This is a genomic window from Halorubrum wangae (genome assembly GCF_051194135.1).
Classification (GTDB): domain Archaea; phylum Halobacteriota; class Halobacteria; order Halobacteriales; family Haloferacaceae; genus Halorubrum.
The window spans coordinates 529,004-554,527 of sequence record NZ_JBLZNH010000001.1; the positions used below are offsets into that span (position 1 = coordinate 529,004).

At 67.0% G+C, this 25,524-nt stretch carries 20 protein-coding genes; 8 read left to right on the plus strand and 12 right to left on the minus strand.

All coding sequences use genetic code 11. The features are described from left to right. Window positions 1–72: 72 nt before the first annotated feature. Both ACNS84_RS02715 and ACNS84_RS16085 read right to left on the minus strand, forming a co-directional pair. Window positions 73–1,092, minus strand: a complete 1,020-nt coding sequence (locus tag ACNS84_RS02715; RefSeq protein WP_435073305.1) for a DUF5794 domain-containing protein — start codon at window positions 1,090–1,092, stop codon at window positions 73–75. Continuing rightward, the gene (locus ACNS84_RS16085) at window positions 1,093–1,299 is read right to left on the minus strand and encodes a DUF8099 family protein (protein ID WP_496923245.1); all 207 of its coding nucleotides are present in this window, start codon (window positions 1,297–1,299) and stop codon (window positions 1,093–1,095) included. Window positions 1,300–1,709: 410 nt separating this feature from the next. Between ACNS84_RS16085 and guaB the strand changes: the two genes are divergently transcribed. From guaB to ACNS84_RS02730, 3 genes are all read left to right on the plus strand, one after another. Then, the gene (gene guaB / locus ACNS84_RS02720; RefSeq protein ID WP_435073306.1) at window positions 1,710–3,197 is read left to right on the plus strand and encodes an IMP dehydrogenase; all 1,488 of its coding nucleotides are present in this window, start codon (window positions 1,710–1,712) and stop codon (window positions 3,195–3,197) included. A 111-nt stretch (window positions 3,198–3,308) separates the two neighbouring features. Continuing rightward, window positions 3,309–3,896: a HalX domain-containing protein gene (locus ACNS84_RS02725; RefSeq protein WP_435073307.1), complete on the plus strand. Its 588-nt coding sequence runs from the start codon at window positions 3,309–3,311 to the stop codon at window positions 3,894–3,896. 117 nt (window positions 3,897–4,013) lie between these two features. Further along, window positions 4,014–5,975, plus strand: coding sequence for a DEAD/DEAH box helicase (locus ACNS84_RS02730; protein ID WP_435073308.1), 1,962 nt, complete (start codon window positions 4,014–4,016; stop codon window positions 5,973–5,975). A 209-nt stretch (window positions 5,976–6,184) separates the two neighbouring features. Here ACNS84_RS02730 and ACNS84_RS02735 read toward each other — a convergent pair whose 3' ends face one another. Beyond that, entirely contained in the window at window positions 6,185–8,023 is a 1,839-nt protein-coding gene (locus ACNS84_RS02735) for a multicopper oxidase domain-containing protein (protein WP_435073309.1), read from the minus strand. A gap of 332 nt (window positions 8,024–8,355) precedes the next feature. Then, window positions 8,356–9,417 carry a phytoene/squalene synthase family protein gene (locus tag ACNS84_RS02740; protein ID WP_435073310.1) on the minus strand — a complete coding sequence of 354 codons (1,062 nt, stop codon included), beginning with the start codon at window positions 9,415–9,417 and terminating at the stop codon, window positions 8,356–8,358. Window positions 9,418–9,603: 186 nt separating this feature from the next. Between ACNS84_RS02740 and ACNS84_RS02745 the strand changes: the two genes are divergently transcribed. Beyond that, window positions 9,604–10,749, plus strand: coding sequence for an acyl-CoA dehydrogenase family protein (locus ACNS84_RS02745; protein WP_435073311.1), 1,146 nt, complete (start codon window positions 9,604–9,606; stop codon window positions 10,747–10,749). 18 nt (window positions 10,750–10,767) lie between these two features. On the opposite strand, the gene ACNS84_RS02750 is transcribed toward ACNS84_RS02745, so the two are convergent. Beyond that, window positions 10,768–12,801, minus strand: a complete 2,034-nt coding sequence (locus ACNS84_RS02750) for a PH domain-containing protein (RefSeq protein WP_435073312.1) — start codon at window positions 12,799–12,801, stop codon at window positions 10,768–10,770. After that, entirely contained in the window at window positions 12,798–13,262 is a 465-nt protein-coding gene (locus ACNS84_RS02755) for a PH domain-containing protein (RefSeq protein WP_435073313.1), read from the minus strand. Before ACNS84_RS02755 ends, ACNS84_RS02750 begins: the two co-directional genes overlap by 4 nt. 182 nt (window positions 13,263–13,444) lie before the next feature. On the opposite strand from ACNS84_RS02755, the gene ACNS84_RS02760 reads away from it, so the two are divergent. Further along, the gene (locus ACNS84_RS02760; protein WP_435073314.1) at window positions 13,445–14,755 is read left to right on the plus strand and encodes a Glu/Leu/Phe/Val family dehydrogenase; all 1,311 of its coding nucleotides are present in this window, start codon (window positions 13,445–13,447) and stop codon (window positions 14,753–14,755) included. Between the two features lie 58 nt (window positions 14,756–14,813). Here ACNS84_RS02760 and ACNS84_RS02765 read toward each other — a convergent pair whose 3' ends face one another. Both ACNS84_RS02765 and ACNS84_RS02770 read right to left on the minus strand, forming a co-directional pair. After that, complete coding sequence (locus tag ACNS84_RS02765; protein ID WP_435073315.1) at window positions 14,814–15,503, minus strand: YqjF family protein; 690 nt, start codon at window positions 15,501–15,503, stop codon at window positions 14,814–14,816. A gap of 60 nt (window positions 15,504–15,563) precedes the next feature. After that, window positions 15,564–16,544: a cation diffusion facilitator family transporter gene (locus tag ACNS84_RS02770; protein WP_435073316.1), complete on the minus strand. Its 981-nt coding sequence runs from the start codon at window positions 16,542–16,544 to the stop codon at window positions 15,564–15,566. A gap of 210 nt (window positions 16,545–16,754) precedes the next feature. On the opposite strand from ACNS84_RS02770, the gene ACNS84_RS02775 reads away from it, so the two are divergent. Continuing rightward, the gene (locus tag ACNS84_RS02775) at window positions 16,755–17,456 is read left to right on the plus strand and encodes an HD domain-containing protein (RefSeq protein WP_435073778.1); all 702 of its coding nucleotides are present in this window, start codon (window positions 16,755–16,757) and stop codon (window positions 17,454–17,456) included. A gap of 78 nt (window positions 17,457–17,534) precedes the next feature. On the opposite strand, the gene ACNS84_RS02780 is transcribed toward ACNS84_RS02775, so the two are convergent. Further along, the gene (locus tag ACNS84_RS02780) at window positions 17,535–18,182 is read right to left on the minus strand and encodes a TetR/AcrR family transcriptional regulator (protein WP_435073317.1); all 648 of its coding nucleotides are present in this window, start codon (window positions 18,180–18,182) and stop codon (window positions 17,535–17,537) included. 169 nt (window positions 18,183–18,351) lie between these two features. Here ACNS84_RS02780 and ACNS84_RS02785 point away from each other — a divergent pair, with 169 nt between their 5' ends. Both ACNS84_RS02785 and ACNS84_RS02790 read left to right on the plus strand, forming a co-directional pair. Further along, window positions 18,352–20,049 carry a COG1361 S-layer family protein gene (locus ACNS84_RS02785; protein ID WP_435073318.1) on the plus strand — a complete coding sequence of 566 codons (1,698 nt, stop codon included), beginning with the start codon at window positions 18,352–18,354 and terminating at the stop codon, window positions 20,047–20,049. 60 nt (window positions 20,050–20,109) lie between these two features. Continuing rightward, window positions 20,110–22,608: an efflux RND transporter permease subunit gene (locus ACNS84_RS02790; protein WP_435073319.1), complete on the plus strand. Its 2,499-nt coding sequence runs from the start codon at window positions 20,110–20,112 to the stop codon at window positions 22,606–22,608. Here the strand turns inward: ACNS84_RS02790 and ACNS84_RS02795 are convergent. From ACNS84_RS02795 to ACNS84_RS02805, 3 genes are read right to left on the minus strand one after another with little or no spacing between them, the layout of a single operon-like run. Next, window positions 22,605–23,660 (minus strand): metal ABC transporter permease, encoded by a 1,056-nt coding sequence (locus ACNS84_RS02795; protein WP_435073320.1) that lies wholly within the window; start codon window positions 23,658–23,660, stop codon window positions 22,605–22,607. The two genes, ACNS84_RS02790 and ACNS84_RS02795, sit on opposite strands and share 4 nt — an antisense overlap. Further along, window positions 23,657–24,442, minus strand: a complete 786-nt coding sequence (locus ACNS84_RS02800) for a metal ABC transporter ATP-binding protein (protein WP_435073321.1) — start codon at window positions 24,440–24,442, stop codon at window positions 23,657–23,659. The genes ACNS84_RS02795 and ACNS84_RS02800 overlap by 4 nt, the downstream gene beginning before the upstream one ends. Continuing rightward, on the minus strand, window positions 24,439–25,506 hold the full coding sequence (locus ACNS84_RS02805; protein WP_435073322.1) for a metal ABC transporter substrate-binding protein: 1,068 nt from the start codon (window positions 25,504–25,506) through the stop codon (window positions 24,439–24,441). The genes ACNS84_RS02800 and ACNS84_RS02805 overlap by 4 nt, the downstream gene beginning before the upstream one ends. Window positions 25,507–25,524: the final 18 nt, after the last annotated feature.

A 25,524-nucleotide genomic window follows, 5' to 3' on the forward strand; every position in this document is an offset into this window, starting at 1 on the left:
CGGCGTACTCGCCGGAGCACCTAAACCCCGGCGACAGGCCGGCAGGAAAGTCGATCGAACGGGCCGCGGCGCCTACAACCAGGGCGCGCGCGAATCGTCGTCCGCGAAGGGATCCGTGTCGTCTTCCGACGCGTCCCGGTCGCCACCGTTGGCCAGCACCGCCACGTCGTCGTCGACGATCGGACCGGGCGCGTTCGGCGGGGTGTCGAGCGGCGGATCGGTCGGGTCGGCGTCCTCGTCGCCGACGCGGTCGTCTTCCGACGCGTCGTCCGCAGAGTCAGATAGGTCCTCACCACCGTCCGCGTCGTCGCTGTCGGGGCCGTCGTCCGACGAGTCGGCGTCGTCGGGGGCGGGGCCGGCGTTCGGGTCGTACGCGAACAACGTGGTGACGGCGAGAACGGCCAACGCGATGGGCGCCTCGGTCTGCATCAGGTCGAACGGCCCAAGCAGGATCGGGAGCGCGAGCACGCCGAGCGCGACCGCGGAGCCGAACCGGAAGCGATCGATGTCCACGCGACCGCGAAGGTGCGGCGATAGCAGCGCGATCGCCAGCGCGAACGCCACGCCGACACCGGCCGCGGCGGCGCCGTTGGCGACGTACTCGGGAGACGTCTCGATCGCGAAGCCGCTGGGGCTGAAGCTTGCGACGAAGCCGAGCGAGATGATGACGCCCGGACTCGGGAGGAACTCGCCGATCTCCGAGCTGGCGGTCTTGGCAGCGACCGTGAGGATCACGAGTCCAGCGAACCGCTCGAAGACGGGCAGGTTGAGGAAGCCCCTGAACGTGGGGGCGAACGCCGCTTCGAGCGCCGCCAGGGGGATGATAACCGCGCCGATCAACAGCACGGAGGTCACCATCTCCCGGCGGGTACCGTCCATCTCCGCGAGGATCACGGCCGCGGTGGCCGACCCGCCGAAGATGAGGATCCCGGTCTCGACGACGCCGGTCGCGGAACCCAAGACGCCGGCGATGACTAAGGCGGGGAAGATGCCGTCCACCAGCGGCAGCACCATCACGGTCGCGAGCAGCTTCGTGGCGCTCCCGACCTGTCGCTCTAAGCGGAGCGCGATTGGGTGACGTGAGACGCTCATTCAGGGACGATGTCCCTGACCTATGGGCACACGGTGGGAAGCGGACAACCCGCGATAGCCGAGCGTTCCGCGTCCGGCGTCAAAGCCGAAGGCGGCCCGACGAGTCCGTGTACGGAATTTGCGCGGATTGCCGGCTGTAAAGGAGGCGCCGAGGGCACGGATCGGCTGGCCGGCGGTACGCGCGTTCACGGGACTGTCGGAGTCCATATCTAATATATGTGTTTTGTTTGCGTTAAAGGTTGTGTGAGTCCCGTCCACACGACGAAGAACAGTTCTGTGTGCCGCTTATATACAAGCACAAAAATTGACGGAGGAATAGCCATTTAGTCGACGATCTGTCGATAGATAGCGACGCAAATCGCCGATACTGAGATCGTGGACCGCGCGTGAGGCAGGGAATTCTACCCACGGGAGGGCCCGTCGCGCTGTGAAACGAGAAGACCCGTCGCTCAGTGGTACGAGAGAACCCGTAGTCCAGTGAATGCCGACGCCCATGCGGGGATGGAGTGTTCGAATTCCGATCCATGAATGTGGGGATATACTGAACTCGGGTGTGAACGACGTGCACGTCCGTGCTGACTCGCAACGTTTTTCATTCGCGACTGACGACGATTTATATGGAGACCAACGCCGGTCGATTCTCAGCGAAACTCGACGTGCCGGAAGCGCTAACCTTCGATGACGTGCTTCTCCGACCCAAAGAGAGCCGGGTGGAGCCAGACGACGCCGACCTCTCCACGCGCGTCTCGAAGCACGTCGAACTCACCGTGCCGGTCCTCTCGGCGGCGATGGACACCGTCACCGAGAGCGACCTGGCGATCGCGATGGCCCGTGAGGGCGGACTGGGCGTCCTCCATCGCAACATGACCGTCGAGGAGACGGCCGCCGAGGTCGAGCGCGTCAAGCGCGCGCACGAACTCGTCATCCGCCGCGAGAACGTCGTGACGGTCGCGCCCGACGACACCGTCCGTGAGGCCGACGCGCTGATGGAGCGCGAAGGGGTCTCCGGCGCTCCGGTCGTCGACGATAACGACGCCGTCCTCGGGATCATCTCCGGGACCGACATCCGTCCGTATCTCGAGGTCGGCGAGGACGACGCCGTCAGGGAGGCGATGACCGACGAGGTCATCACCGCGCCCGAGGACGTCGACGCGCGAGAGGCGCTCGAACTGATGTACGACCACAAGATCGAGCGCGTTCCGATCGTCGACAGCGACGACCGACTCGTCGGACTCGTGACGATGCAGGGGATCCTTCAGCGCCGCGAGCACGAGGAGGCCGCCCGCGACGAGCGGGGGCGCCTGCTCGCTGGGGTCGCCGTCGGCCCCTTCGAGGAGGAGCGCGCTATCGCGGCCGACGAGGCCGACGTCGACGTGATCTTCATCGACTGCGCACACGCGCACAACCTCAACGTGCTCGACTCCGCCCGGGCGATCAAGGAGACCGTGGAGGCCGACGTCGTCGTCGGGAACGTCGGCACGCGGGAGGCTGCCGAGGCCGCCGTCGACTTCGCCGACGGGCTGAAAGTCGGAATCGGCCCGGGATCGATCTGTACCACGCGCGTCGTGAGCGGCGCGGGGATGCCCCAGATGACCGCGGTCTCGGAGGTCGCCGACGTGGCGACCGAACACGGCGTCCCGGTGATCGCCGACGGCGGCATCCGCTACTCCGGCGACGCTATCAAGGCGCTGGCCGCGGGCGCGAACGCGGTCATGCTCGGCTCTTACTTCGCCGGCACGGACGAGGCACCGGGCCGCGTCATTACGATGCAGGGGAAGAAGTACAAGCAGTACCGCGGGATGGGTTCCGTCGGCGCGATGAAGTCCGGCGGCGGCGACCGCTACCTCAAGGAGGAGGACGAAGACGAGGAGTTCGTCCCCGAGGGCGTCGAGGCCGCGACCCCGTACAAGGGGAGCCTCGCCTCGGAGCTCCATCAGCTCACCGGCGGAATCTGCTCCGGGATGGGATACGTCGGCGCCGAGACCGTTCCCGAACTGCACGAGCGCGCCGAGTTCGTTCGCGTCTCCAGCGCCGGACAGACCGAGGGCCACCCGCACGACGTGATGATCACGGACGAGGCGCCGAACTACAGCCCGAACGAGTAATCGACCGACTCCGGGCGTTCGGTAGCGGCGGTGTGGACCCGAAGGGGTATTTTAATATAGTCCGCCGAAAGACGGAACGTGTGAGCGAACACGTCGTCGCTCCGAGAATCCATGAGTGAGCAATCGCCGCTGGTCCTCGTGGTCGAGGACGAACCAGATCTTGCCGACCTGTATGCCGCGTGGCTCGACGACGAGTACCGCGTTCGGACTGCATACGGTGGTCAAGAGGCGCTGGATCAGCTCGACGACGTCGGCGATGACGTCGCGGCGATACTGCTGGACAGGCGGATGCCTGGACTCTCGGGCGACGAGGTGCTGTCGGCGGTGCGCGAACGCGGAATCGACTGCCGGGTCGCGATGGTCACCGCCGTCGAACCCGACTTCGACATTCTGAACATGGGGTTCGACGACTACCTCGTCAAGCCGGTCACCAGCGACACGCTGAAGGAGATGGTCGTGGGGCTGTTACAGCGCGGCGAGTACGACACGGAGATGCAGGAGCTGTTCTCGCTGACGTCGAAGAAGGCGATGCTGGAAACCGAAAAGAGCGCCACCGAACTCGCCGACAACGACGAGTACCAACGCCTCACCGATCGGATCAACGAGCTTCGGTCCCAGGCCGACCAGTCTCTCGAAGCGGTGACGGAGGACGAGGGCAACTTCGAGAAACTGTTTCAGGAGTTCGACGACGGGAGCTGACGGCCCGAACGCCACCCGTCGTTTGACACCGTACGCGACCCGTCAATCGAACGCGACAGCGCCCGTCCACCCCTTCCGCCGACTATTTAAATACGATCCGGACGAACCGACGATCGAATGCGCGTCAGCGACCTTCCGCTCGCCGAGGAGTACGTCGACCACTTCGCCGAGCGGGGGATCAGCGAACTCTACCCGCCACAGGCCGCCGCCGTCGAGGCCGGCGTCTGTGACGGCCAGAACGTTGTCGCCGCGATCCCGACCGCGTCCGGAAAGACGTTCGTCGCCGAACTGGGACTGCTGACCGCCGGCGGTCCCGGGCTGTACGTCTGTCCGCTCCGCGCGCTCGCCCGCGAGAAGTACGAGACGTTCGCCGCGCTCCCCGGCGTCGAGGTCGGGATCTCAACGGGCGACTTCGATGCCACGGGCGAGTCGCTCGCCGGCAACGACATCGTCGTCGCGACCAGCGAGAAGGTCGACTCGGCGATACGCAACGGCGCCGACTGGGTCGACGCGATCGCCTGCGTCGTCGTCGACGAGGTCCACCTCCTCGGCGCCGAGCGGCGCGGACCGACCCTCGAAGTGACGCTCGCGACGCTCCGCCGCCGAAATCCCGACGTGCAGGTCGTCGCGCTCTCGGCCACCGTCGACAACCCCGAGGCCATCGCCGGGTGGCTGGACGCGACGCTCGTCGAGTCCGACTGGCGCCCGGTCGACCTCCGGACCGGCGTCGCCGTTGGCGGCCACGTCGAGTTCGACGACGGGACGTCGATCGACATCGAAATCGGAGACGAACGAGCCGCCGGACTCGACGAGGACGGCGCCCCCGACAACACCGAGACGACGGCCGCGCTCGTCGCCGACACGGTCGACGACGGCGGCCAGTGCCTCGCGTTCGTCCGATCGCGGACCGAGGCGGTGGCCCTCGCCGAACGGCTCTCCGAGGACGACCTCGCCGGAACGATGGGGATCGAACCGGCCGCCGGGGCCGCTGCCGACGCGGTCGCCGAGGTCGACGGCACCGTCACCGGGCGGCAGCTCGCCGACTGCCTCCAGTCGGGTGTGGCCTTCCACCACGCCGGGCTTCGATCGGGGCACCGCTCGATCGTCGAGTCGGCGTTTCGCGACCGCAACGTGGCCTGTATCTGCGCGACGCCGACGCTCGCCGCCGGCGTCAACGTCCCTGCGCGGCGCGTCGTCGTCCGCGACCAGAAGCGGTACGCCGGCTCTGCGATGGAGTGGCTCCCGACGCTGGAGGTCCACCAGATGTGCGGCCGCGCCGGCCGCCCCGGCCTCGACCCGCACGGCGAGGCGGTGCTCGTCGGCGACGCCGACACCGAGGCAGAACTGGTCGAGCGGTACGTGGAGGGTGAGCCCGAGGCCGTCGAGTCGACGCTCGCGGACCCGGCGTCGCTCCGGACGCACGTCCTCTCGGCGGTCGCGACCGGCTTCGCCGAGACGGAGGAGGAGATACTCGGCGTGTTCGAGGGCACCTTCTACGCTCGGGAGGCGGGAGCCGGCGGGCTCGCGGACGCCGTCGCGGTCGCGGTCGACGACCTCGTCGCGGCCGGCATGGTCCGCCGGGTGACCGGCGGCGTGGACGAGTACCGACTGGCCGCCACGCCGGTCGGCGAGACCACCTCGAGGCAGTACGTCCGCCCGGAGACGGGCGAGCGGATCGTCTCGGGGCTTCGGACCGCGGCCGCGATGCCGACCGCGACGACGCTGACCGTCCTCGAAGTGATCTGCGACACCCCCGACATGCAGGACACCTACCTCGGCAACGAGGAGCGCGCCGAGATATACCGATTCGCTCGCGCGAATGCGGGGATGCTGACCACCGCGATGCACGAGACCGACAACTTCGAGGAGTGGCTGGAGTCGGTCAAGACCGCCCGGATACTCGACGAGTGGATCGGCGGCGCCACCGTCGAGGAGCTCGTAGAGGCGTACCGGATCGGGCCGGGCGACCTCGACTCGCGGATCGAGCGCGCCGAGTGGCTGCTGAGTGCGGCCGAGGCGCTGGCGGAGACGATCGGCGTCAGCGTGCCGGCGGTCTCGCGAGCGCGGGCGCGGTTGTGAAAATCTGAGAGGAAGTGGCTCTGCTGAAATCCTCAGAAGTTGATAGTTTTGCACGCTCGATCGATCAGTACAGGAGAATCAGTTACGCAAGTGGCTGTTGATTCATCTGAATAACGTCAGAAGTCGTCTGTTGAATATAGAGGCTGAATTCAGCAACCAACTCTTCGATTGCCTATCTTGTCCTTACATCTTTAGATGGGGAGTTGGTGTTACAAGGAGTTCCCCTGGATCACCTCGTACGGGCGCATCATCTCCTGATCCTCGTGTTCGAGGATGTGACAGTGCCAGACATACCGTCCGGAGAATTCGCCGAACCGGCTGATGATTCGGACGGTTTCTCCGCCATAAACGTTGACCGTGTCCTTGTTACCGCGCTCTGTCGGTTCTGGCGGTTCTGTGCCGTCGGGGCCACGTCCGATTACCTGGAAGTCGACCAGGTGAAGGTGGATTGGGTGAGAGTCCGGTGTGTTGTTCGTGATCTCCCAGACTTCCGTCGTCCCTATCTGGGGTTTGGTCAACACAGGGTCGTTCCAATGTTCGCCACCCGCACGACCTCCTTCCTCGCCGAGGAGGTGGGTATCCAGCCCGTTGAGTGTCGTCGTCTCCAAACTCATCTGCCGTGTTGTCTTCGTCGCCTCTTCGCGGAAGGTCTCTGGCCCGGGCAAGTTGAGTGTCGTCGGATCCACGACCGGTGTCTCCGGACCCGTGTCAGCCACCCTGAACTGCGCCAACTCAGGGAGTCCGCCACCATCGTTGTTATCTGCATCTGGACTCACGAACGGGAAGCCCGCATCGTTTTTCACGGTGAGCGTATCACCGGCGTACTCTGAGAAGTCGACGATGACGTCCGCCCGTTCGGCCGGCCCGAGGAGCAGGGAGGTGGTATCCTGTCCCGATCCGATCGGCACGACGTCTTGAAGGAAGCCGAGGTCGGTTCCGATCTGGTAGATGGTCGGTACCTCTCCGTCGGTTTCGTTCTCCAGGCTGATATCGAAGAATCGCCCGTTCGACCCGTTGAGGAGCCTAAACCGGTATTGTCGCGGTTGGACCACGAATCTGGGCCAGGCCTTGCCATTGACAACCGAAACATCACCGGCGAACTCGGGTGCGAACTCGCCCGGATATTTGTACCGACCGTCCTCGTGGAACATGCGGTCCTGAAAGAGGAGCGGGATCTCCTGATCGCCGCTTGGGAGTCCGAGGCGACGCTCTGACCGGCCCCGAATGAGGTAGAAGCCGGCGAGGCCAGCATAGACGTTGAGCCGCGTAATCCCGAGGGCGTGGTCGTGGTACCATAGCGTCGCGGGCGACTGCCGGTTGGGGTAATCGTAGACGGCCTTTTGGAACTGCGGACCTTCTATCCCTCCCGGCGATTCCCACTGTTCGGGCAGGCCATCGCTCGCGGACTCGACGTGGACGCCGTGGGCATGAGTCACCGTTCGGACTTCCGGGAATGCTAAGGTTCCGCCGAACGCTTCGAACTGGCTTACCCAGTCTGGATATCGATCCTCATAGTCTTCGGGTTTCGTCCCGTGAACGGCCGTGTCCACACTATCAGTGAAGAGGTGCGTTTCGGGGAGTGGATCGCTTGAGAACTCGACTTTCAAACGCTGGTTCTGAGTGGCTTCGATCGTCTTCCCCGGATACTTTCCTTCGTCGTCGTTCGGGCCCTTGTACCCCCAGATCGGCGTGTCCGGTATGTCGGGATGGTGGTTGTGCGTCCCCGGTGCCATCTCGATGTGGTAGTAGGGTGCACCCTTTCGACTACCGGCGGGTTCCATGACCGCTGGCTTCGCATTTCCGATCTGAATCTCCTCCCAGCCGGCATCGAGGATGGAATCCGGTGACGTAAGTTCCTCCCCTTGAGCGGTCACCGACGTCGCCGAGAGCGGGATGACTGACGCGGCTCCCAGGCCTCCACCAGTCTTCAATACCGATCGTCGACTCAGTCGTTTGCGATTCTCAGTCACGTGATCTGTTGTCTCGTCGTTCGAAGTCATCGAATCGCCGGAAGTGGGTTGTCCCGACAGAGCTGCATCATCTGCCAACGTGATTGTAATACTGACATTATTAAAAATCGGGGATTTGATACATGGGTTCATCTAATCTTACCCGGGTAGGCCCCTTTAGCGTTGAGTCACAGGCCATCTCGTTGACTCTCCTTATGAGAATGTGTGAGAAGATTACGGCAGTCTCAGAGCGAGTTCGCTTGTGCACGATATGCGCGCTCTATTCAGCACGGCTTCGGAACATCTATTCGAACTGGTAGAACTTTTGGCGGTGAACACGCAATCTTCAGCGACCGGCTGTTTCTGCCTATTTCATACCTGAAAATGGGATTTCAACAGAGCCGAAGAAGTGAAAAGGGCGACCGAACCCGTCAGTCCGCCGGCTCGACGGCCCGGTGGAACGGCGTCCGGGCGATCGTCCGCCGGAGGTCGGCCAGCGAGTCGCGGCCGGCGTCGCCGGCGACGGCCATCACCGCGAACACTTCCTGTCTGGAGACCTTCACCCCGGTCTCGGTCAGCGCGTCCTCGGGGCGAGAGCTGAGTTCGCGGAGCGTGCCGACCGCGAGCAGGTACGGCACCGTCCACGCCTCCATCGTGTTCCCGTTCGATAGTGGCATCGTCTCGAGGTACGCCTGCGCGTCGTCAAGGAACGATCGGGCGTACTCGGCGGTGCGCCCGACGACGCGGGCGGACGACTCCCGGTTCTCCGGGTGGACGACGCGCTCCTGGTCGACGCCCTCGTCGGCCAGCCACTCGGCGGGGAGGTAGACGTTGTTCTCCTCGGTGTAGTCGTCGTACACGTCCTTCGAGACGTTCACGAGTTGGAGGAGGAGCCCGAACTCCTCGGCGGTGTCGCGGAGCCGCTGCGCACGGTCCTCGGGAATCTCGCCCCGGGTGAGGAGGTTCGTGATGAGGTTACCGACGGTGCCAGCGGCGTAGTAGCAGTACTGCTCTAATTCGTCGCGGTCGTCGATGCGGAGCCCGCCCTTGGTCGCGTGGCGGTCGACGAACATCGCCATCCCATCGACCATCTCCAGCACGGGCGGCACGATGGCCTCGCGGGCCTCGGGATCGAGGTCCTCGAACGTCGCGACGATCGTCGGGGCCTCGGCGACCACCTCCCAGTCGTCGTCGCGGTCGGCCGGGAGCCACTCGTCGACGGCCTCACGGAACGCCGCGATATCGACGTCCTGGTCCGGATCGATCGCGTTCCGGTACGTGCGCAACACGTCGCTCTGCGCCTCGGGCGGGATGTGACCGGCGTCCTCGACGGTATCGGCGACTCGACAGAGGAGGTATCCGACGCAGATCTGCGACGCCATCGGTTCCTCCAACACGTCGACCGTCAGCGCAAAGGTCCGAGAAACGCCCTGGACCGCCTCGTGACACCACGGAAGGTCGGGCTCGGCGGGACCGTGTACTCGTCCGCTCATTCAGTTATCGACTCTTACGGCACAACGCATAAAAAGCCTCGTGGAACGCCGCAGGCCGTCGGCGCCTCCGACGTCGGCGTTCGGGAGGCTGAGACGACCGGCTACGTGTCATCGGGCGTCAGGAAACGGCACGGGCGTGTACGATCGTGTGAAAACGGATAAGTCGCCGTCGCCAGAGTGGTCCGTATGGACTTCGCACTCACCGAGGAACAGCGTCAGATCCGCGACACGGTCGCGTCGTTCGTCGACGACGAGGTCGTGCCGCGGGCCGCCGAAATCGACGAGACCGACGAGTTCCCGGCCGATCTGATCGACGAGATGGCCGAGTTGGGGCTTATGGGGATGCCGTTCCCCGTCGAATACGAGGGGGCCGGCCTCGACTACCACAGCTACGCGATCGGTCTCGCGGAAATCTCGCGGGGGTCCGGCGGACTCGGAACGGTCGTCGCCGCTCACACCTCGCTCGCGGGAAATATGCTGTACGAGTTCGGCGACGAGCGGCAGAAAACCGAGTACCTCACCGCGCTCAACACCGGCGAGGACATCGGGGCGTTCGCGCTCTCAGAGGCCCAGGCCGGCTCGGACGTTCCGGCGATGACGACCGCCGCGGAGCGCGATGGCGACGGCTACGCCGTCGACGGCGGAAAGCTCTGGATATCCAACGGTTCCGTCGCCGACACGGTTGTCCTGTTCGCGAAGACCGACCCCGACGCGGGCCGGAAGGGGATCTCCTCGTTCGTCGTCCGCCCGGAGGAGGACGACGGGTTCATCGTGGAGGGGACGGAGGACAAACTCGGCGACAAGGGGTGTCCGACCGCCGAACTCCGGTTCGACGACATGTGGATCCCCGAGTCCCGGCGACTCGGCGAGGAGGGTGAGGGGTTCGTTCACGCGCTGAAGACGCTCAACGGCGGGCGGATAACGATCGCGGCGCGTTCCGTCGGAATCGCGCGCGCCGCGCTCAGCGAGGCGGCGTCGTACGCACAGGAGCGCGAGCAGTTCGACCGCGCCATCGCCGACTTCCAGGCGATCCAGCACAAGCTCGCCGACATGGACACCAAGGCCCGCGCGGCGGAGCTGTTGATGCACGAGGCCGCGGACCTGAAGATGCGCGACGAGGACTACATCAAGGAGGCGGCGCAGGCGAAGCTGTACGCCTCGGAGATCGCCCGCGAGGTCGCCAACGAGGGGATCCAGATCCACGGCGGCTACGGGTACACGAAGGACTTCCCGGCCGAGCGCTTCTACCGGGACGCGAAGCTCTCGGAAATCTACGAGGGGACCAGCGAGATATTGCGGAACACCATCGCCCAACAGCTGCTCGACGAGTAAGCGGTCGCGGACGCGAGGTTACCGCTCGGACTCGTTCGGCGTCTTCTGGTCCGAGTCGTTCGCTTCCGGCTCGCTCGCTTCCGGATCGCTCCGCTCCGAGTCGGCCTCCCCGTCCGCTTCCGAATCGGCCGCTTCCGAATCGCTCTCCGAACGCTCGCCGTCGTCATCGTCCGAGTTTTCGCTGCTAGTCCGCCGATGCGCTACATCCGTGTCCGACGGGAAGCGATCCACCGCGTTCTCACCGGTGTCTATCAGCTCCGCGGGATTCGAGTAGTCGCGCTCGCTCACCGCGAAGTTCGGACGGATGACTCCGTCGTCCGGAATATCTGTGGCTGAATCGGCGTCGTCGACCGTTTCGGCGTCGTCGACCGTTTCAGCATCGTCGACCAGCTCGGTGTTGTCGACTCTCTCGGCGTCATCGACCCTTTCGTCGTCATCCACCGTTTCGGCCTCGTCGACCGTCTCGGCGTCGCGTTCGCCCTCGCGGGAATCACCGGCGGGGTCTATCGCGCTGCTGCCCTCCGCGGCACCTACCGCGTCGTCGACGTCGTCCTCGAACCACTCGAAGGCCTCCTGGCCCGAGCGACGACTCGTCACCGCCGACTGGAGTCGCTCTTGGAGCGACTCGCGAAGCTCGATCGCCTCCTCGAGTTCGAAGTCGACGGCGGCGGCCGACGTGCCGGCTATCGAACTCGTACCGGCGGTGTCGGCGACGATTGTCGCCACGTTCCAGCGGCGCTGGAATATCGTTCGGCTGTCGATGACGGTCTGGATTCGGTAGTACGGGACGACCGTCACCGTCCGGCTCCAGAACCCGTTGCGGGTGAGGAGGTGGTCGTCGCCGAGCCAGTAGCCGCGGTGCTTCCACTTCAGGTGCGCGGCCGGCGGCACCGCGAGCAGCAGGACGGCGGGCCCGTACCACGGGAGGTCGGCGGCGACGAACCAGTCGACGGCGAAAGCGATCCCGACGAGGACCGCAACGACCATCGTGTACCGGATGAGGTACCGCCACCGGATACGCTTCGGCGGCCGTGAGAACGTCGGCGTGCCGAACGACTCCACCTCGTGCGCGAGGCGGTAGACGCGGTCCGTCGTCGCGATTGGGACCGCCGCTTGGCTCCCTTGTTCGCCGGACTGACCGGGCGCGTACCCGGCGGTCTCGATCGAGAGGCTCGCGTAGCCGAGTGCTCGCTTCGCCGGGTTGTCCGTGATCATCAGCGTCTGAATCTTCTCGGTCGGGATCGAGCCGCTGTACCGCCGGAACAGCCCGCGCTCGTAGCGGAGTTCGTCGCCGGCCCGCGAGAGCCGGAATCCGTAGTAGTTCGAGAACGCGACCGCCGCACCCAGGATCCACGACACGAGGAACAGCGCGCCGACGGCGACGATGGCGGTCGCGGTGATCGCGGTGGCGGACGCGTCGGGGATGAACCCCGACAGCACCGGGACCGACCCCGAACTCAGGAACACCAACAGCCCGATCAGGCGCCCGTCGAACGAGAGGGCTCCGACCAGCGCGAGTTCGCCCGGCGAGATGGCGAACAGCTCCTCCTCGGCCGGTCCGACCCTGTCGCTCTCGGCGATCGTGGCCTCGTCCACGTCGCCGGATTCTCCGGTCTCCCCGGCCGACGCAGCGGACTTCCGCCGTTGGAGTTCGCGTCGAAGCCGGGTCGCCTCGTCCGGCTTGACGAACCGGATCGATCCCTCGGTCGAGGAGCCGCCGGCGGTCTCCAAGTCGACCGCAGCGATCCCGATCGCCCGCTGGATCACGCTCTGGCTCACGTCGACATTCTGGATCCGGCGGTAGGGGATCTCCCGCTCGCGACGGGAGACGACCCCGGAGGAGATGTCGAGCGTGTCCTCGGTGAGTTCGTACTCGAAGCGCCGGTAGTAGGCGACCTCGTACGCGAGCGCGACGAGGAGAATCGCCCCTCCGACGGCGGCGGCCACCGGGACTCCCCAGTCGTTGCTGTTCACGATGAAGAAGGCTATCACGAGGAACCCCGACACCTTCTGGAGCGCGCGGTACGGGACCGACTGGGGCGCGAGCTTCACACCGCGTCCTCCCCGTCCGCGCGGATCGCCAGTCGCTTCAGCTCCTCGCGGAGGTCGCTCGCGCCGTCCGGCGTCAGTCCCGGAATCTGCACGTCGGCGCCGCGCGACCCGGCGGTGTACACGACGCACGAGGCGAGACCGACGCCGCGTTCCACGGGCCCGCGTCGCGAGTCGACGTGTTGGATACGCACCAGCGGTACCGTCGTCCGAACCTGCGTGACGACGCCTCGATCGAGATACAGCGCGTCCTCGCGGATCTCGTAGCTCCAGCGCCGGTATTTGAGCACGGCGTGTGTCACGCCGAGCGCCAGCACGACGCCGGCGACGACGACCGGCGCCCACTCCGGGAGGCGGCCGAGGTAGACCCCGCCGGCGAACGGGAGGGAGAGCACCGCAGCGAGAAGTACCGCACGGAGGATCCACACGAGTCGAATACGGGGGTGCAGCGACTGTGCCGTCATCGGGGCTCCCCCGCCGCATGTCCGCGTTTCATACGTCGCCGTTGTCGACCCCGACGTATAAGTCCGGGCGAAACGGGCCTCCGTCGACGTCGGTCTACCGGGCGACCTCGATTGCGTGTAACTCTCTACCACAGTCAATTATTGCCGAAACCGATATCACGCGGGGCCGAGTCGGGGCCGCCATGGCCGACGACCCGTTCGAGAACATGCTCGCACAGATGGACCGCGCGAAGGAGTATGCCGACGTGGACGACGGCGTCTTCGAGCGCCTCAAACATCCGGAGCGCACCCTCAAGGTCACGCTTCCGGTCGAACTCGATTCCGGCGAGGTGAAGGTGTTCGAGGGATACCGGTGCCAGTTCGACAGCGCGCGCGGCCCATTTAAAGGCGGCGTCCGATATCACCCGACTGTCAGCCAGCGCGAGGTCGAGGCGCTCGCGGGGTGGATGACGTGGAAGACCGCCCTCGTCGACCTCCCGTACGGGGGCGCGAAGGGCGGGATAATCTGCGAGCCGAAAGAGCTCACGCAGAACGACCTGGAGAGTCTCACCAGGCGATACACGGAGGGCATCAGACGGATGATCGGCCCCGAGACGGACGTGCCCGCGCCGGACATGAACACGAATCCGCAGACAATGGCCTGGATTATGGATACATTTTCTATGTACGAGGGACACTCCGTGCCGCAGGTCGTCACCGGCAAGCCGCTGGAGCTCGGCGGGACGCCGGGGCGCGTCGAGGCGACCGGTCGCGGCGTTTCTATCGTCACCGAGCGACTCTTCGACTACCTCGACCGAGACCTCTCGGACGCGACCGTCGCGATCCAGGGCTTCGGCAACGTCGGGTCGAACGCGGCCGAACTCCTCGAAGAGGCGGGCGCTCGGATCGTCGCCACCTCCGACGTAAGCGGCGCGGCGTACGACCCGGACGGACTCGACGTCGGCGCGCTCACCGAGCACGTGAACGCGGGCGGATTGGTCGAGGAGTACGCGGCCGGCAACCTTCGGTCGACGTCGGAAGAACGGGAGGCAGTCGACGGCGGGGTCCGCTGGGACGACCCCGAACTGATCGGTAACGACGAGCTGTTGACCCTCGATGTCGACGTCTTGATCCCGGCCGCCGTCGAGGGCGTGATAACCGCCGAGAACGTCGGCGACGTCCGCGCGTCGGTGATCGTCGAGGCCGCAAACGGCCCGACCACCGTCGCCGCCGACGAGGTGCTGACGGAGCGCGACGTACAGGTGGTGCCGGACATCCTCGCGAACGCCGGCGGCGTCATCGTCTCCTATCTGGAGTGGGTTCAGAACGCCCAGGAGTTTTCGTGGCCGCTGGAGACGGTGAACGCGGAGCTCGAACGACGCATCGGGACGGCGTTCGACCAGACGATCGAGCAGTACGACGAGAAGGACCTCCCCGACCTCCGGACCGCCGCGTACACCCTCGCGCTCGAACGCACGGCGAGCGCGCACGAGTACCGCGGGCTGTTCCCGTAGTTCACGGCCCGCCGGCGGTGGTCGGCGCCTCTCTCGCTGACGTGTCGTGAGAGTTCTCTCAGGCCCGTCGGATCCGATCCGCGCTCACGTCGATCGGATCGGCGCAGTGGACGATCGGCTCGCCCGTCGGTCGCTCGAACCCGTTGGCCTCGAAGAGGCTGTTCTCGCGAATCTCGACGGTCCCCTCGCGCAGCGTCCACGGCTCGTGACCGATCTCGCCGCGGTAGAGGCGGTTCCCGTCGGCGTAGAACCGATAGTTCTCGACGAGGAACGCCTCCAGCGAATCAGGCTCGACCGCGAACCCGTCACCCGTCGGACCGTAGGTGGCGTCGAAGCGCGCGCTCGGGACCCCGCGATGCGTCCGGCGGCTCTGGAACCGGACGGTGTCGCCGTCTCCGGCGCGGGACACGTACATCTCGGCGCGGTAGTACGGCAGCGCGAACAAACGACGAGCGATCGACACGCCGAGTCGGTCGTCGGCGTCGAGGTTATAGAAGTAGACGCCGGGCCCGCTCGGGCCCTCGACGTACGTCCGGAGGTTGAGTTCCGGGAAGCTGAGCCCGACGGGAGCGCCTCGCGGTCGGATGTCGTCCATCACGAAGGCCACGACGCCGAGGTACGCGTCCCCGTCGTGGGTGGCGACCGAGAGCCGATCCGGGAGCGTTTCGGCGACGACGGCGGGCTCGACCGGCCAATGACAGAAGAGCGTGTCGCGCCACGTCATCTCCAACCAACGGAGTCTGGGCATACGATTCGGTACGAGCGCGACGAACAAAATCCGCACGGCGGACGGGGAACCCCCCGCTCGTCAGTCGCTCCGATTCCCCGAGTCGGGAGCCGGGTCGCCGCCGTCGCCGACGCCGCTGACGCTGATCCCGGAGGGCGCGTCCTCTGCCTCCTTCCACTCGCCGAGGCCGGAGGGGTCGAGGTGGACGTGGACGTCGCCGACGTTGTCTAAGTCGCGAAGTCTGGTGATGAGGGCCGTCTCGACCGCGTGAGCCTCTCGAAGCGTCATCTCACCGTCTACCTCGACGTGGACCTCGACCTCCAGATCGGTCCCGTCGTAGAACACGGTGAGGTCGTGAACGCCCTCGACAGCGGAGTGCTCGCGGAGCGCCTCGGTGACGCGCTCGCGGTCGCCGTCTGGCGGTGCCGCGCCGACGAGGTACGTGACGTTCTCGCGACCGATCTCGACGCCCTGGTACACGACGATGAGGCTGACCAGTGCCCCCGCGACCGAGTCGAGGATCGGATACCCGAGCAGCACGCCGATTACGCCGACCATCGCCGCGACGGTGGTATAAATGTCGTTGAGGCAGTCGGCGGCGAGCGCGGTCAGCGACGTCGATCCGAGGCTTGCGTTCACGCGCTCCGTGTACCAGTAGAGGAGGTACATGTCGACCATCGCGAACAGCAGCGCCACGACGAGGACCGGGCTCGCGGCCACCTCCGGGGAGCCGAAGAGCACCGTGACTGACTCCCGAAACAGCAGGATGCCAAGCAGGACAATCGTCGCGCCGACGAACAGCGCGGTGAGCGGTTCGATCCGTTGGTGGCCGTGCGGATGCGTCTCGTCGGCGTCGTCGTACCGGGAGCCGCCCCAGACGAACACGACCGCGCTGGCGACGAGGTCGGCGACCGAGTGGGCCGCGTCGGCGAGGAGCGCGACACTCCCGAAGGTCAGTCCGGTGACGCCCACGACGACAATCTTCACCGCGTTGCCGAGGACGTTCGCCCCTGCGGCTCGCTGGAACCGCGCCTTCTCGCCGTCACCCCAGGGGCGCCACATACGTCCGGGTCGTCGCCGGCCCTTCTTAAGCGCCTCGGCGTCGCGTCGACCGCCCCCGGCCGAGTGCGAGTCGACCGCTGCACGCCTGCGCGCTGAATCCGCCGACGGCCGACGCGTGGGCGCCGAACGACGCGGATCGACGCCCGTCGTAACGACTAAGAACGAAACGCTCCTCGGTAATGGTAATGAATCATGAGTTTTTCGCTCGAGGTGGTCCCCGTGGGCGTCGAAATTAAGGAAACGGAGGTGAGCGACGAGGACTTCGAGGAGATGAAAGGGTTTGTGAGAGATTACCTCGCAGCCAGCGTCGAGAGTGAGGACGACGGCGGGCGGATGCGCTGGTACCCGTGGCACTCCGCGGACTACCGCTTCAACCACATTCTGAACGTCGTCGACCTCGCGGTCGACATCGCCGAGATGGAAGGCGCTGACGTCGACGTCGTTCGGGTGGCGGCGGTGTTCCACGACGTCGCGAAACTGGAGGCGGAACAGGACGTCCACGCCGAGGCCGGCGCGCGCGTCGCCCGAGAGTACCTCCAGAGCCGGGGAAACTACCCCGAGTCGTTCATCGACGAGGTGTGCGGCGCGATCGTCGACCACTCGTACACCGGCGATCTCACCAACGTGCCACTGGAGAGCCGGTGTCTGATGGAGGCGGACGTCCTCGACAAGGTCGGGGCGAACGGCGCCGTGTTGATGCTGTTACGGATGGGCTACGAGTCCCGCACGCACATGGACGCCGCGATGATGGTCGACCGAGTGCTGGAGCGCGCGCACGACCACACGGACCGCGTCGTCTCCGACACCGCGGAGAGCATCGCACACCAGCGCATCAAGCGCGTGAAGTGGCTCCGCGAGTGGTTGGAGGAGGAGGTCAGCCGGATGGACGCCGACGGCGTCACCGACCGCTAATCGCAACGCGATCCGTCGCGGTCCGTAGCGGTCGGTCTCCAACGACGAAACTGTTTTTAAGAGAGTTCCATCTCGCGGTCAGGCATCTGGGTCGACCCGCGGGAGCATTGCCTCGACGTATCGACGCGCACCCCGCCGGGTGTCGTCGGCCCAGCCTCGGTCCCCGGTCGTCGCCCAGCGGAGCATCCCGCCCGTCGCGAGGGTCTGCAGCGTCGACGCCACCTCGGCGGGGGCCAGTCGGTCGGTCGGGAGTTCATCGGCATCCGCGCCCGCGTCGGCCGCGGCCTCGCGGACGGTCCGTTCGAGGAACGCCTCGAACACACGGTCGCTGCGCTCGAAGTGGTCGCGGTAGGCGTCGTCGCTGGCGGCCTGCGCCCTGAGTTCGACGATGACGGACAGGAATTCGGCGTCCGGCGCGTACTCGTCGTCGACGGACTCGGGAGCGGTCGTCGCCGCGATGTAGGCATCGAGCCGCTCGCGGGGGGCCATGTCGAACTCGCCGGCCGACAGCGACGCCTCGAACCCGTCGAGGAGGTAGCCGAGCAGGTCGACGAGCAGTTCGTCTTTCCCCTCGTAGTGGTGATAGACGAGCGACGGGCTCTTGTCGAACTCCTCGCCGATCCGGCTGATCGTGAGGTCGGCGTACCCGTGCTCGCAGAGCGCGCGAAACGCCGCTCCGAGGATCGCCTGCCGGGTGTCGGTCGGCTCCGCGAACGGGTCGTTCATGCAAGTTGTACGAAGTCCACCCACAAAGAGCTCTTGATTGAACGTTCATTCAATACGCTTAACTCGGACGCATCCCACACGATGGTATGACTCGACGCGACGCGTTCGACGGTCGATCGGCGGATTCGGAGATCGTCGGAGGCGACAGAGACGGCACCGGGGGCCGGAGATGAGCCGGCCGAGTCGACTCGGTGCGCTCGCCCTCGCCGTCTTCTCCGTGACGGCCCTCCTCGGCGCCGGAGCGTTTGCCGGCGCCGCTGCGTCCGCCGACGATCCGACGGCCGCGCTCGCGGGCGACGACGGGCGGACCGCGGCGCTCGGCCCAGCAGCGGGCGACGACGTCGTCGCACAGACGGATCGGCAGATACGCGGATCGCCCGCGCTCCGGCTGTTCGCCTCTCAGCGGACGGTCCCGAGCGGTGCCGAGTCCACGGTGACGCTCGACATCTTGAACACCGGCGAGATGGTGTTCGGGAACCAACTCGACTCGCGGGTAACGACGGCGCGCGGACTCACCCTCGAGATCGACGACGGCGACGTGCCGATCGAGGTCGAAGACGGCCCCGTCGTGGTCGGCGACGTGCGGACGGACGCGAGCCCCGTGCAGGTCCCGCTCGACGTCACGGTCCCCGACGACGTGCCGGACGGCGAGTACGAGGTCGAGGTGACCGCCGACTACCGGTACACCTTCGAGATCGTCCCCGAGTTCAACGACCACAAGGACCGGGACGGCACCGACCGCTTCGACGTCACCATCGTCGTCGACGACGGCGCCCGGTTCGCGATCGTCGAGACCGACACCGACGCGCAGGTCGGCGGCGGCGGCGACGTCACCGCGACGCTCCGGAACGTCGGCGATGAGGTCGCCCGCGACGCGGTCGTCACCGGGACATCGACCGGGAGCGCGGCGGTCATCGGCGACGGGAGCGCGGACGCCTTCGTCGGCGACTGGGCGCCCGGTTCGAACCGGACCGTGACGTTCGACTCGACGGTTTCGCCGTCCTTCGGCGGCGGGGCGTACGCGCTCGTCACGTCGGTCGATTACCGGGACGCCGACGGGATCGAGGCGGCGTCTCCCACCTCGCGGGCCGGCGTGGTCCCGTTCCCCGAGCAGTCGTTCTCGATCGACGACGTCGAGGGGACGCTGGAGGTCGGCTACTCGGGGACGGTCAGCGGGACGCTCACCAACGAGGGCCCGCTCGACGTCGACGAAGCGGTGCTCGTTGCGAACTCGCAGAGCGACCGAGTGACGGTCGGCGAGCGGCGGTACGCGCTCCCGGCGATCCCGGCGGGTGAGTCCGTCGAGTTCTCGTTCGACGCCGACGTCAGCGGGAGCGCCGCCCCAGGCCCGCGGCAGTTCACGTTCACCACCGAGTACACGAACGGCGACGCGACCATCGCGGTCGACGAGCGTCGACGGATCGAGGTCGCACCGCGGCAGCCGGAGTTCTCGCTCACCGCCGACAACGTGACCGTTCCCGCCGGCGAAACCCGGCAGGTCACCTTCCGGATCACCAACCAGCGTCCGGAGACGCTCTCGTCGATCAACGCCGGGCTGTACGCCGATAGCCCCCTCTCGGCGCCGAACGACGAGGCGTTCGTCGACGAGTTGGCGCCCGGCGAGTCGGAGGAAATAACCTTCGAGGTGGCCGCCGCGTCCGGCGCGAGCGTCGAGACGCACCCGATCGAGTTGGACTTCCGCTACGACGACGAACGCGGCAACGACCGTATCTCGGACGTCACCCAGTACCCGGTCGCAGTGACCGAACCCACCGACGACGGCGGCTTCCCCCTCGTTCCGATCGGCGTCGGCCTCCTCGTCGTCGTCGCCGGCGCGGGAGCGGTCGTCCTCTATCGGCGGCGGTGAGCGGATGGGGGACCAGACAGGCGGGCACCTCGCCGATCGGCCGCCACGAGGGAGGAGACCGTGACCGCCGCCGACCGAGCCGTCGAGCGCATCGACGAACTCGTCACGGAACGGCCGGCGGCGGTGATCGTCGCGTTCCTCCTCATCAGCGTGGTCGCCGCGGGCGGTGTCGGGGGGATCACCACATCGGCCGGCGCCGACCAGTTCACGCAGGACATCCCCGCGCAGCGCGCGCTTGACGATATCGACGAGGAGTTCGAGACGTCGATCGGCGGGTCCGCGACGTCGGCGCAGGTCATCGTCACCGACGACAACGTGCTGTCGCGGTCGACGTTGCTCCGCGTCTTGGAGACACAGGACCGACTGGAGTCGCGGTCGACGCTCCGGGTTCGTTCGACGACGAGTCACGCCGACGCCGTCGCCCGTCAGTTGGACCCGACCGCCGAGACGCCGGGCGAGCGGCGCGACGCGGTCGCCGAGGCGACGCCGAGAGCGCTCCGAGCCGCGATCGCGGACGCCGACGCGACGGGCGCCGTCTCGGCGCAGGTATCGGTCGACTACAACCCGACCGCCCAACGGGCTGGTGCCGCGATCGTCGGGATCACCTACGACCTGCCCGAGGCCGCCACGACCGCTCGGGTGACCGAACTGCAGACGCAGAGCGTCGCCGTCGTCGACTCCGTGCCCGGTAACGAGGCCGGGGACAACGCCGTCCTCTTCGGTGACGGCATCCTCCAGTCGGAGGTCACGGCACTCCTCACCGACACCGCGATAATCGTGTTCCCCTCGGCGCTCCTCCTTATCTTGGGCTTCCTCGTGTTCGCCTACCGCGACCCGATCGACATGGCGATCGGACTCGTCGCACTGCTGCTCTCGCTGCTGTGGACGTTCGGGTTCATGGGGTACGCGGGAATCCCGTTCTCGGATTCGCTCATCACCGTCTTCCCGCTGTTGCTCGCGGTCGGCATCGACTTCGGGATACACATCGTCAACCGCTACCGGGAGGAACGCGGCGAGGGGTTGGGGATCGCGGACGCGATGCGGACCACGACCGATCAGCTGCTGATCGCCTTCCTCCTCGTCACCATCACCACCGTTTTCGGGCTCGCCTCGAACGTGGCGAGTCCGTTCGAGCCGAACCGCGACTTCGGGCTCGTCGCCGCGGCGGGAATCGTCTTCACGCTCGTCGTCTTCGGGGTGTTCCTCCCGGCCGCGAAGGTGCTCGTCGACCGCTGGCGCGAGCGGCTCCCGATCCCCGAGTTCGGGACGACCGCGCTCGGCTCAGGTGGCTCGCGGCTCGGTCGCGTGCTCCGCGTCGGGGTCGACCTCTCGAAAGTCGCGCCCGTGGCCGTCGTCGCGGTGCTCCTCGTCGGCGGCGCGGTCGGCGGCGTCTACGGGACCGGCGTGAACACCGAGTTCTCGGAGGAGGCCTTCTTCCCCGACGAGGACCGACTGGAGACGTACTCGAATCTGCCGGAGCCGCTCGCCCCGACCGACTACACCTTCCTCCGCGTGCTCACGCTGTTCGAGGAGGAGTTCGAGCAGGGGTTCGTCGGGAGCGTGACGCTGTACGTCGACCAGTCCGTACGAGACGACGACGCCTTGGAGCTGATCGACCGGACGACGCGAAACCCGCCGGACACCTTCGAGACGACCGCGGAGCGCCGCGCCGCCTCCACGAGCATCGTGACCGTCATCGAGGACCGGGCGGCGCGCGACCCCGAGTTCGGAGAACTGGTGGACCGCAACGATCGCCTCGGGACCGGCGTCCCCGACCGCGACGTCGACGAGGTGTACGACGCGTTGCTCGACTCGCCCGCACGGGACCAGGCGCGCGGTTACCTCGCCGCCGACCGCGGGAGCGCGCGGATCGACTACACGATCCGCCCCGACGCCGACAACTCCGAGGCGGTCGCGGACGTCCGCGAGGTCGCCGAGCGGACCCCCTTAGAAGCGGTGCCCACCGGCGACCTCGTCGTCAACGAGGCCGTAATCGACCGGCTCACGGAGTCCGCGATCCGGAGTCTGATCGCCGCGTTCGTGCTCACGGCCGTGTTCCTCGCACTGTCGTACGCCTACTTGGAGGGGAAGGCCGTGTACGGCCTGCTCAACCTCGTACCCGTCCTCGTCACGGTCGGCCTCCTCGTGGGCTCGATGCGGCTGTTCGATATCCCGTTGACGCCGATCAACGCGCCGATCCTCTCCGTGTCGATCGGGCTCGGTGTGGATTACACCGTCCACTTCGTCCACCGGTTCGTTGACGAGTTCAAGGCCGGGAAGGCGGTCGACGAGGCGCTCGACGTCACCATCGCGGGCACGGGCGGGGCACTCACCGGGAGCATGCTCACCACCGTCTGCGGGCTCGGGGTCCTGTGGCTCGCAGTGATCCCGCTCTTGCGCGACTTCGGCGTGTTGCTCGCGCTCGGCGTGCTCTACGCGTATCTCTGTTCGATCCTGCTCGTACCGTCGCTGGTGGTCGTGTGGGACCGGTACGGCGACCGCGTCGGACTCGGACTCGACGGGACCCTCCGCGACGGGCCGGCAGAGCGCGCCGACTAATCGGCCGACCCTGCGCCGGCGACGTCGTCGCTCGCGCCCTCGCCCGTCTCCCTACCGACGGCGCCGCGTTCGGCGGTGTCACGGTCGGGGACCTCGTCCCCCGCGCGCCGCGACTGGACCTTCCCGGCGAGCACCGCGACGATGTAGACACCGACGGCGACGAGGACGATCGTTCCCCCGGCGGTCGTGTTGTAGTTGAAGGAGAGCGTGATCCCGGCGACCACCGCGATCTGCGCCAACACGACGGAAGCGAGCAGCGCCTCGCGGAAGCCGCGGGCGAGTTGGGCGGCGGCCGCGACGGGGACGACGAGCATCGCCGCGACCAAGATTACCCCCATGATCTGCATCGCGCCGACGACGACGAGAGCGGTCAGCGTCGTCATCAGACGGTTGTACCACGGGACATTGATCCCGGCTACGCGGGCGGCCGTCTCGTCGAACGTCACGTACAGCAGCTGTTTGTACGTGACCGTGACGACGAACGCGACGATCGCGAACAGCACGACCAGGAGGACCGCATTTTCTCGCGAGACCGTCGAGAGGTTCCCGAACAGGTACTGGTTTATCCCGACCGCGAGCCCGCCGGTGTTCAAGCTGATGAGGACCGCGCCGAGCGCGAACCCGGTCGAGAGCACGATCGCCATCGACACGTCGTTGTACGCGTCGGTCGTCTCGGCGATCAGCTCGATCGCCAGAGCGGCTATCACGGCGACGATCACGGCGGTAACGTACGGCGAGATCCCCGCGCCGAGCACCGAGTTGACGAACAGCCCGACGGCGACACCTGCGAACGCGGTGTGTGCGAGCGCGTCGCCGATCAGCGCGAGCTGTCGGTGGACGAGGAAGGTGCCGATGAGCGGCGCCATCACCGCGATGAGCGCGCCGACGAGGAACGCGTGGTGCATGAACACGTAGTCCAGCATGGCGATTCCGAGCTGCTCGCCGACCCATCCGAGGCCGTCGCTCCACAGCCCGACGAGCCGCGAGAGGAAGTCGAACGGAGCGCTCGACAGGAGCACCGACGCGACCGCGACGGAAGTCGTCGGAATCACGTCCGGATCCCCCCTTTCTCGCGGAGAACGTTCGTCCCGTACGCGCGGTCGAGCGCGTCGCTCTCGGCGAACGCCGTCGGCTCCCCGTCGAAGTACACCTCGCGGTTGAGACAGACCACTCGCGAGGTGTGCTCGATGACGGCGCCGATGTCGTGCTCGACGAGCAGGACCGTCAGCCCGTCGTCGACGAGCCCGTCGAGGAGGTCGAAGAAGGCGTCGACCGACTCGGCGTCGACGCCGACCGTCGGCTCGTCCAGGACGAGTAGCTCCGCCTCGCCGGCGAGCGCCCGGGCGATGTACGCCCGCTGGCGCTGCCCGCCCGAGAGCGAGGTGATCTTCCGGTCGGCCAGGTGTCCGATCCCGACCGTCTCCAGCGCGTCGCGGGCGCGGTCGCGGTCGGCCGCGGTCACGCGACCGAACCCGGCGTGTGGGAACCGACCCATCAGGACGACCTCGCTCACGGTGATCGGCATCCGCTTCTCGTTTTGGGTCACGTCTTGGGCGACGTAGCCGATGCGTTCGCGCTCGGCGAACGCGCGGGCTGGGTGTCCGAGCAGTTCTGCCGAGCCCGAATCGGGCTCGTGCAGGCCCAAGACAAGCCGGAGCAGCGTGCTCTTCCCGGAGCCGTTCGGCCCGACGATCCCGACGTACTCGCCGCGGCCGACCCGAAGATCCACGTCTTCGACGACCGGCGTGGCGGCGTAGCCGAAGGTCAGCCCGCGGACGTCGACGAGCGGTCCGTCGTCGCTCGGTGCGCGCGCGGCGCTCGACGCCTCGCTCATGGCTCGAAGTTCCGGCCGTAGTCGGCGAAGCTGACGTCTTCGGGGTCGTCGATGCCGAGCAGGATCCGGAACGTCGGTAGGTTCACCTCGCGGGCGATGTCGAAGTACCCCCAGCCGCGGTCGACCCACGACTGCGCGGTCCCGGCGTACGGCGTCACCGGGAAGTACGCCTCTACGTCGGTCTGTTCCAACAGCTGTTTCGCGGGACGGATCGGCTCGAACACCGCAGCGCCGATGTGGCGGATGTCGTTGGCGGCGATCGTGTCCTGCGCCCGCTGCATGTCGGCCGGTCGCACGTCGTTGCTGGCGGCGAGGTTCACCACGAGCGGTTCGATCGTCGCGTCGTACCGCTCCGCGAGGTAGGCGAACGCGTTGTGGGCCGCGAGGAACGCCACGTCGCGCTCGGCGGCGTTGAACGTGGCCGTCCACTCCTCGTCGAGGGCGTCGAGCTCGGCGTCGAGCGCGTCGGCGTTCTCGCGGATCGTCGCTTCGTTGTCGGGGTCTATCGCCGCAAGCCCGTCGGCGATGTTCGCGACCGCGATCTTCGCCCGCTGCGGGTCGAGCCAGAAGTGCGGGTCCTTCGCGTCCTCGACCGCCTCGTCTTCGGTGAGCGAGTCGGCGAGGTCAAGCAGTTCGACGTCCGCCCGAGCGTTAATAAGGGCGGTCTCCGTCGCCTCGGCCTCCAGCGTATCGATCGCGCGGTCGACCCACGGCTGGAAGTCCGGACCGACGTGAACGAGCGCGTCGGCGTCGGTGATGCGACGTTGGATTGACGGATCGGGCTCCCAGCCGTGGCCGTGGAGCCCCGTCGGCACCAGGTTCTCGACGTTCAAGGCCGTCCCCTCGGAGAGGGTGTCGGCGAAGTCGTAGAAGGTGAAGAACGACGCCACGACGGTGTACTCACCGTCGTTCTCGTCGCCATCGGTACCGGCGCTTCCGCCGTTAGCCGCCGGACCGGCCGCGTTCCCCGTACAGCCGGCGAGGCCCCCCGCGAGAACCCCAGCGCCGAGTCCGGCGAACCGACGCCGAGAGACGCTTTTCAGATCGTTCTCTGTGGAATGCATTGCTGACACATTGTCCGG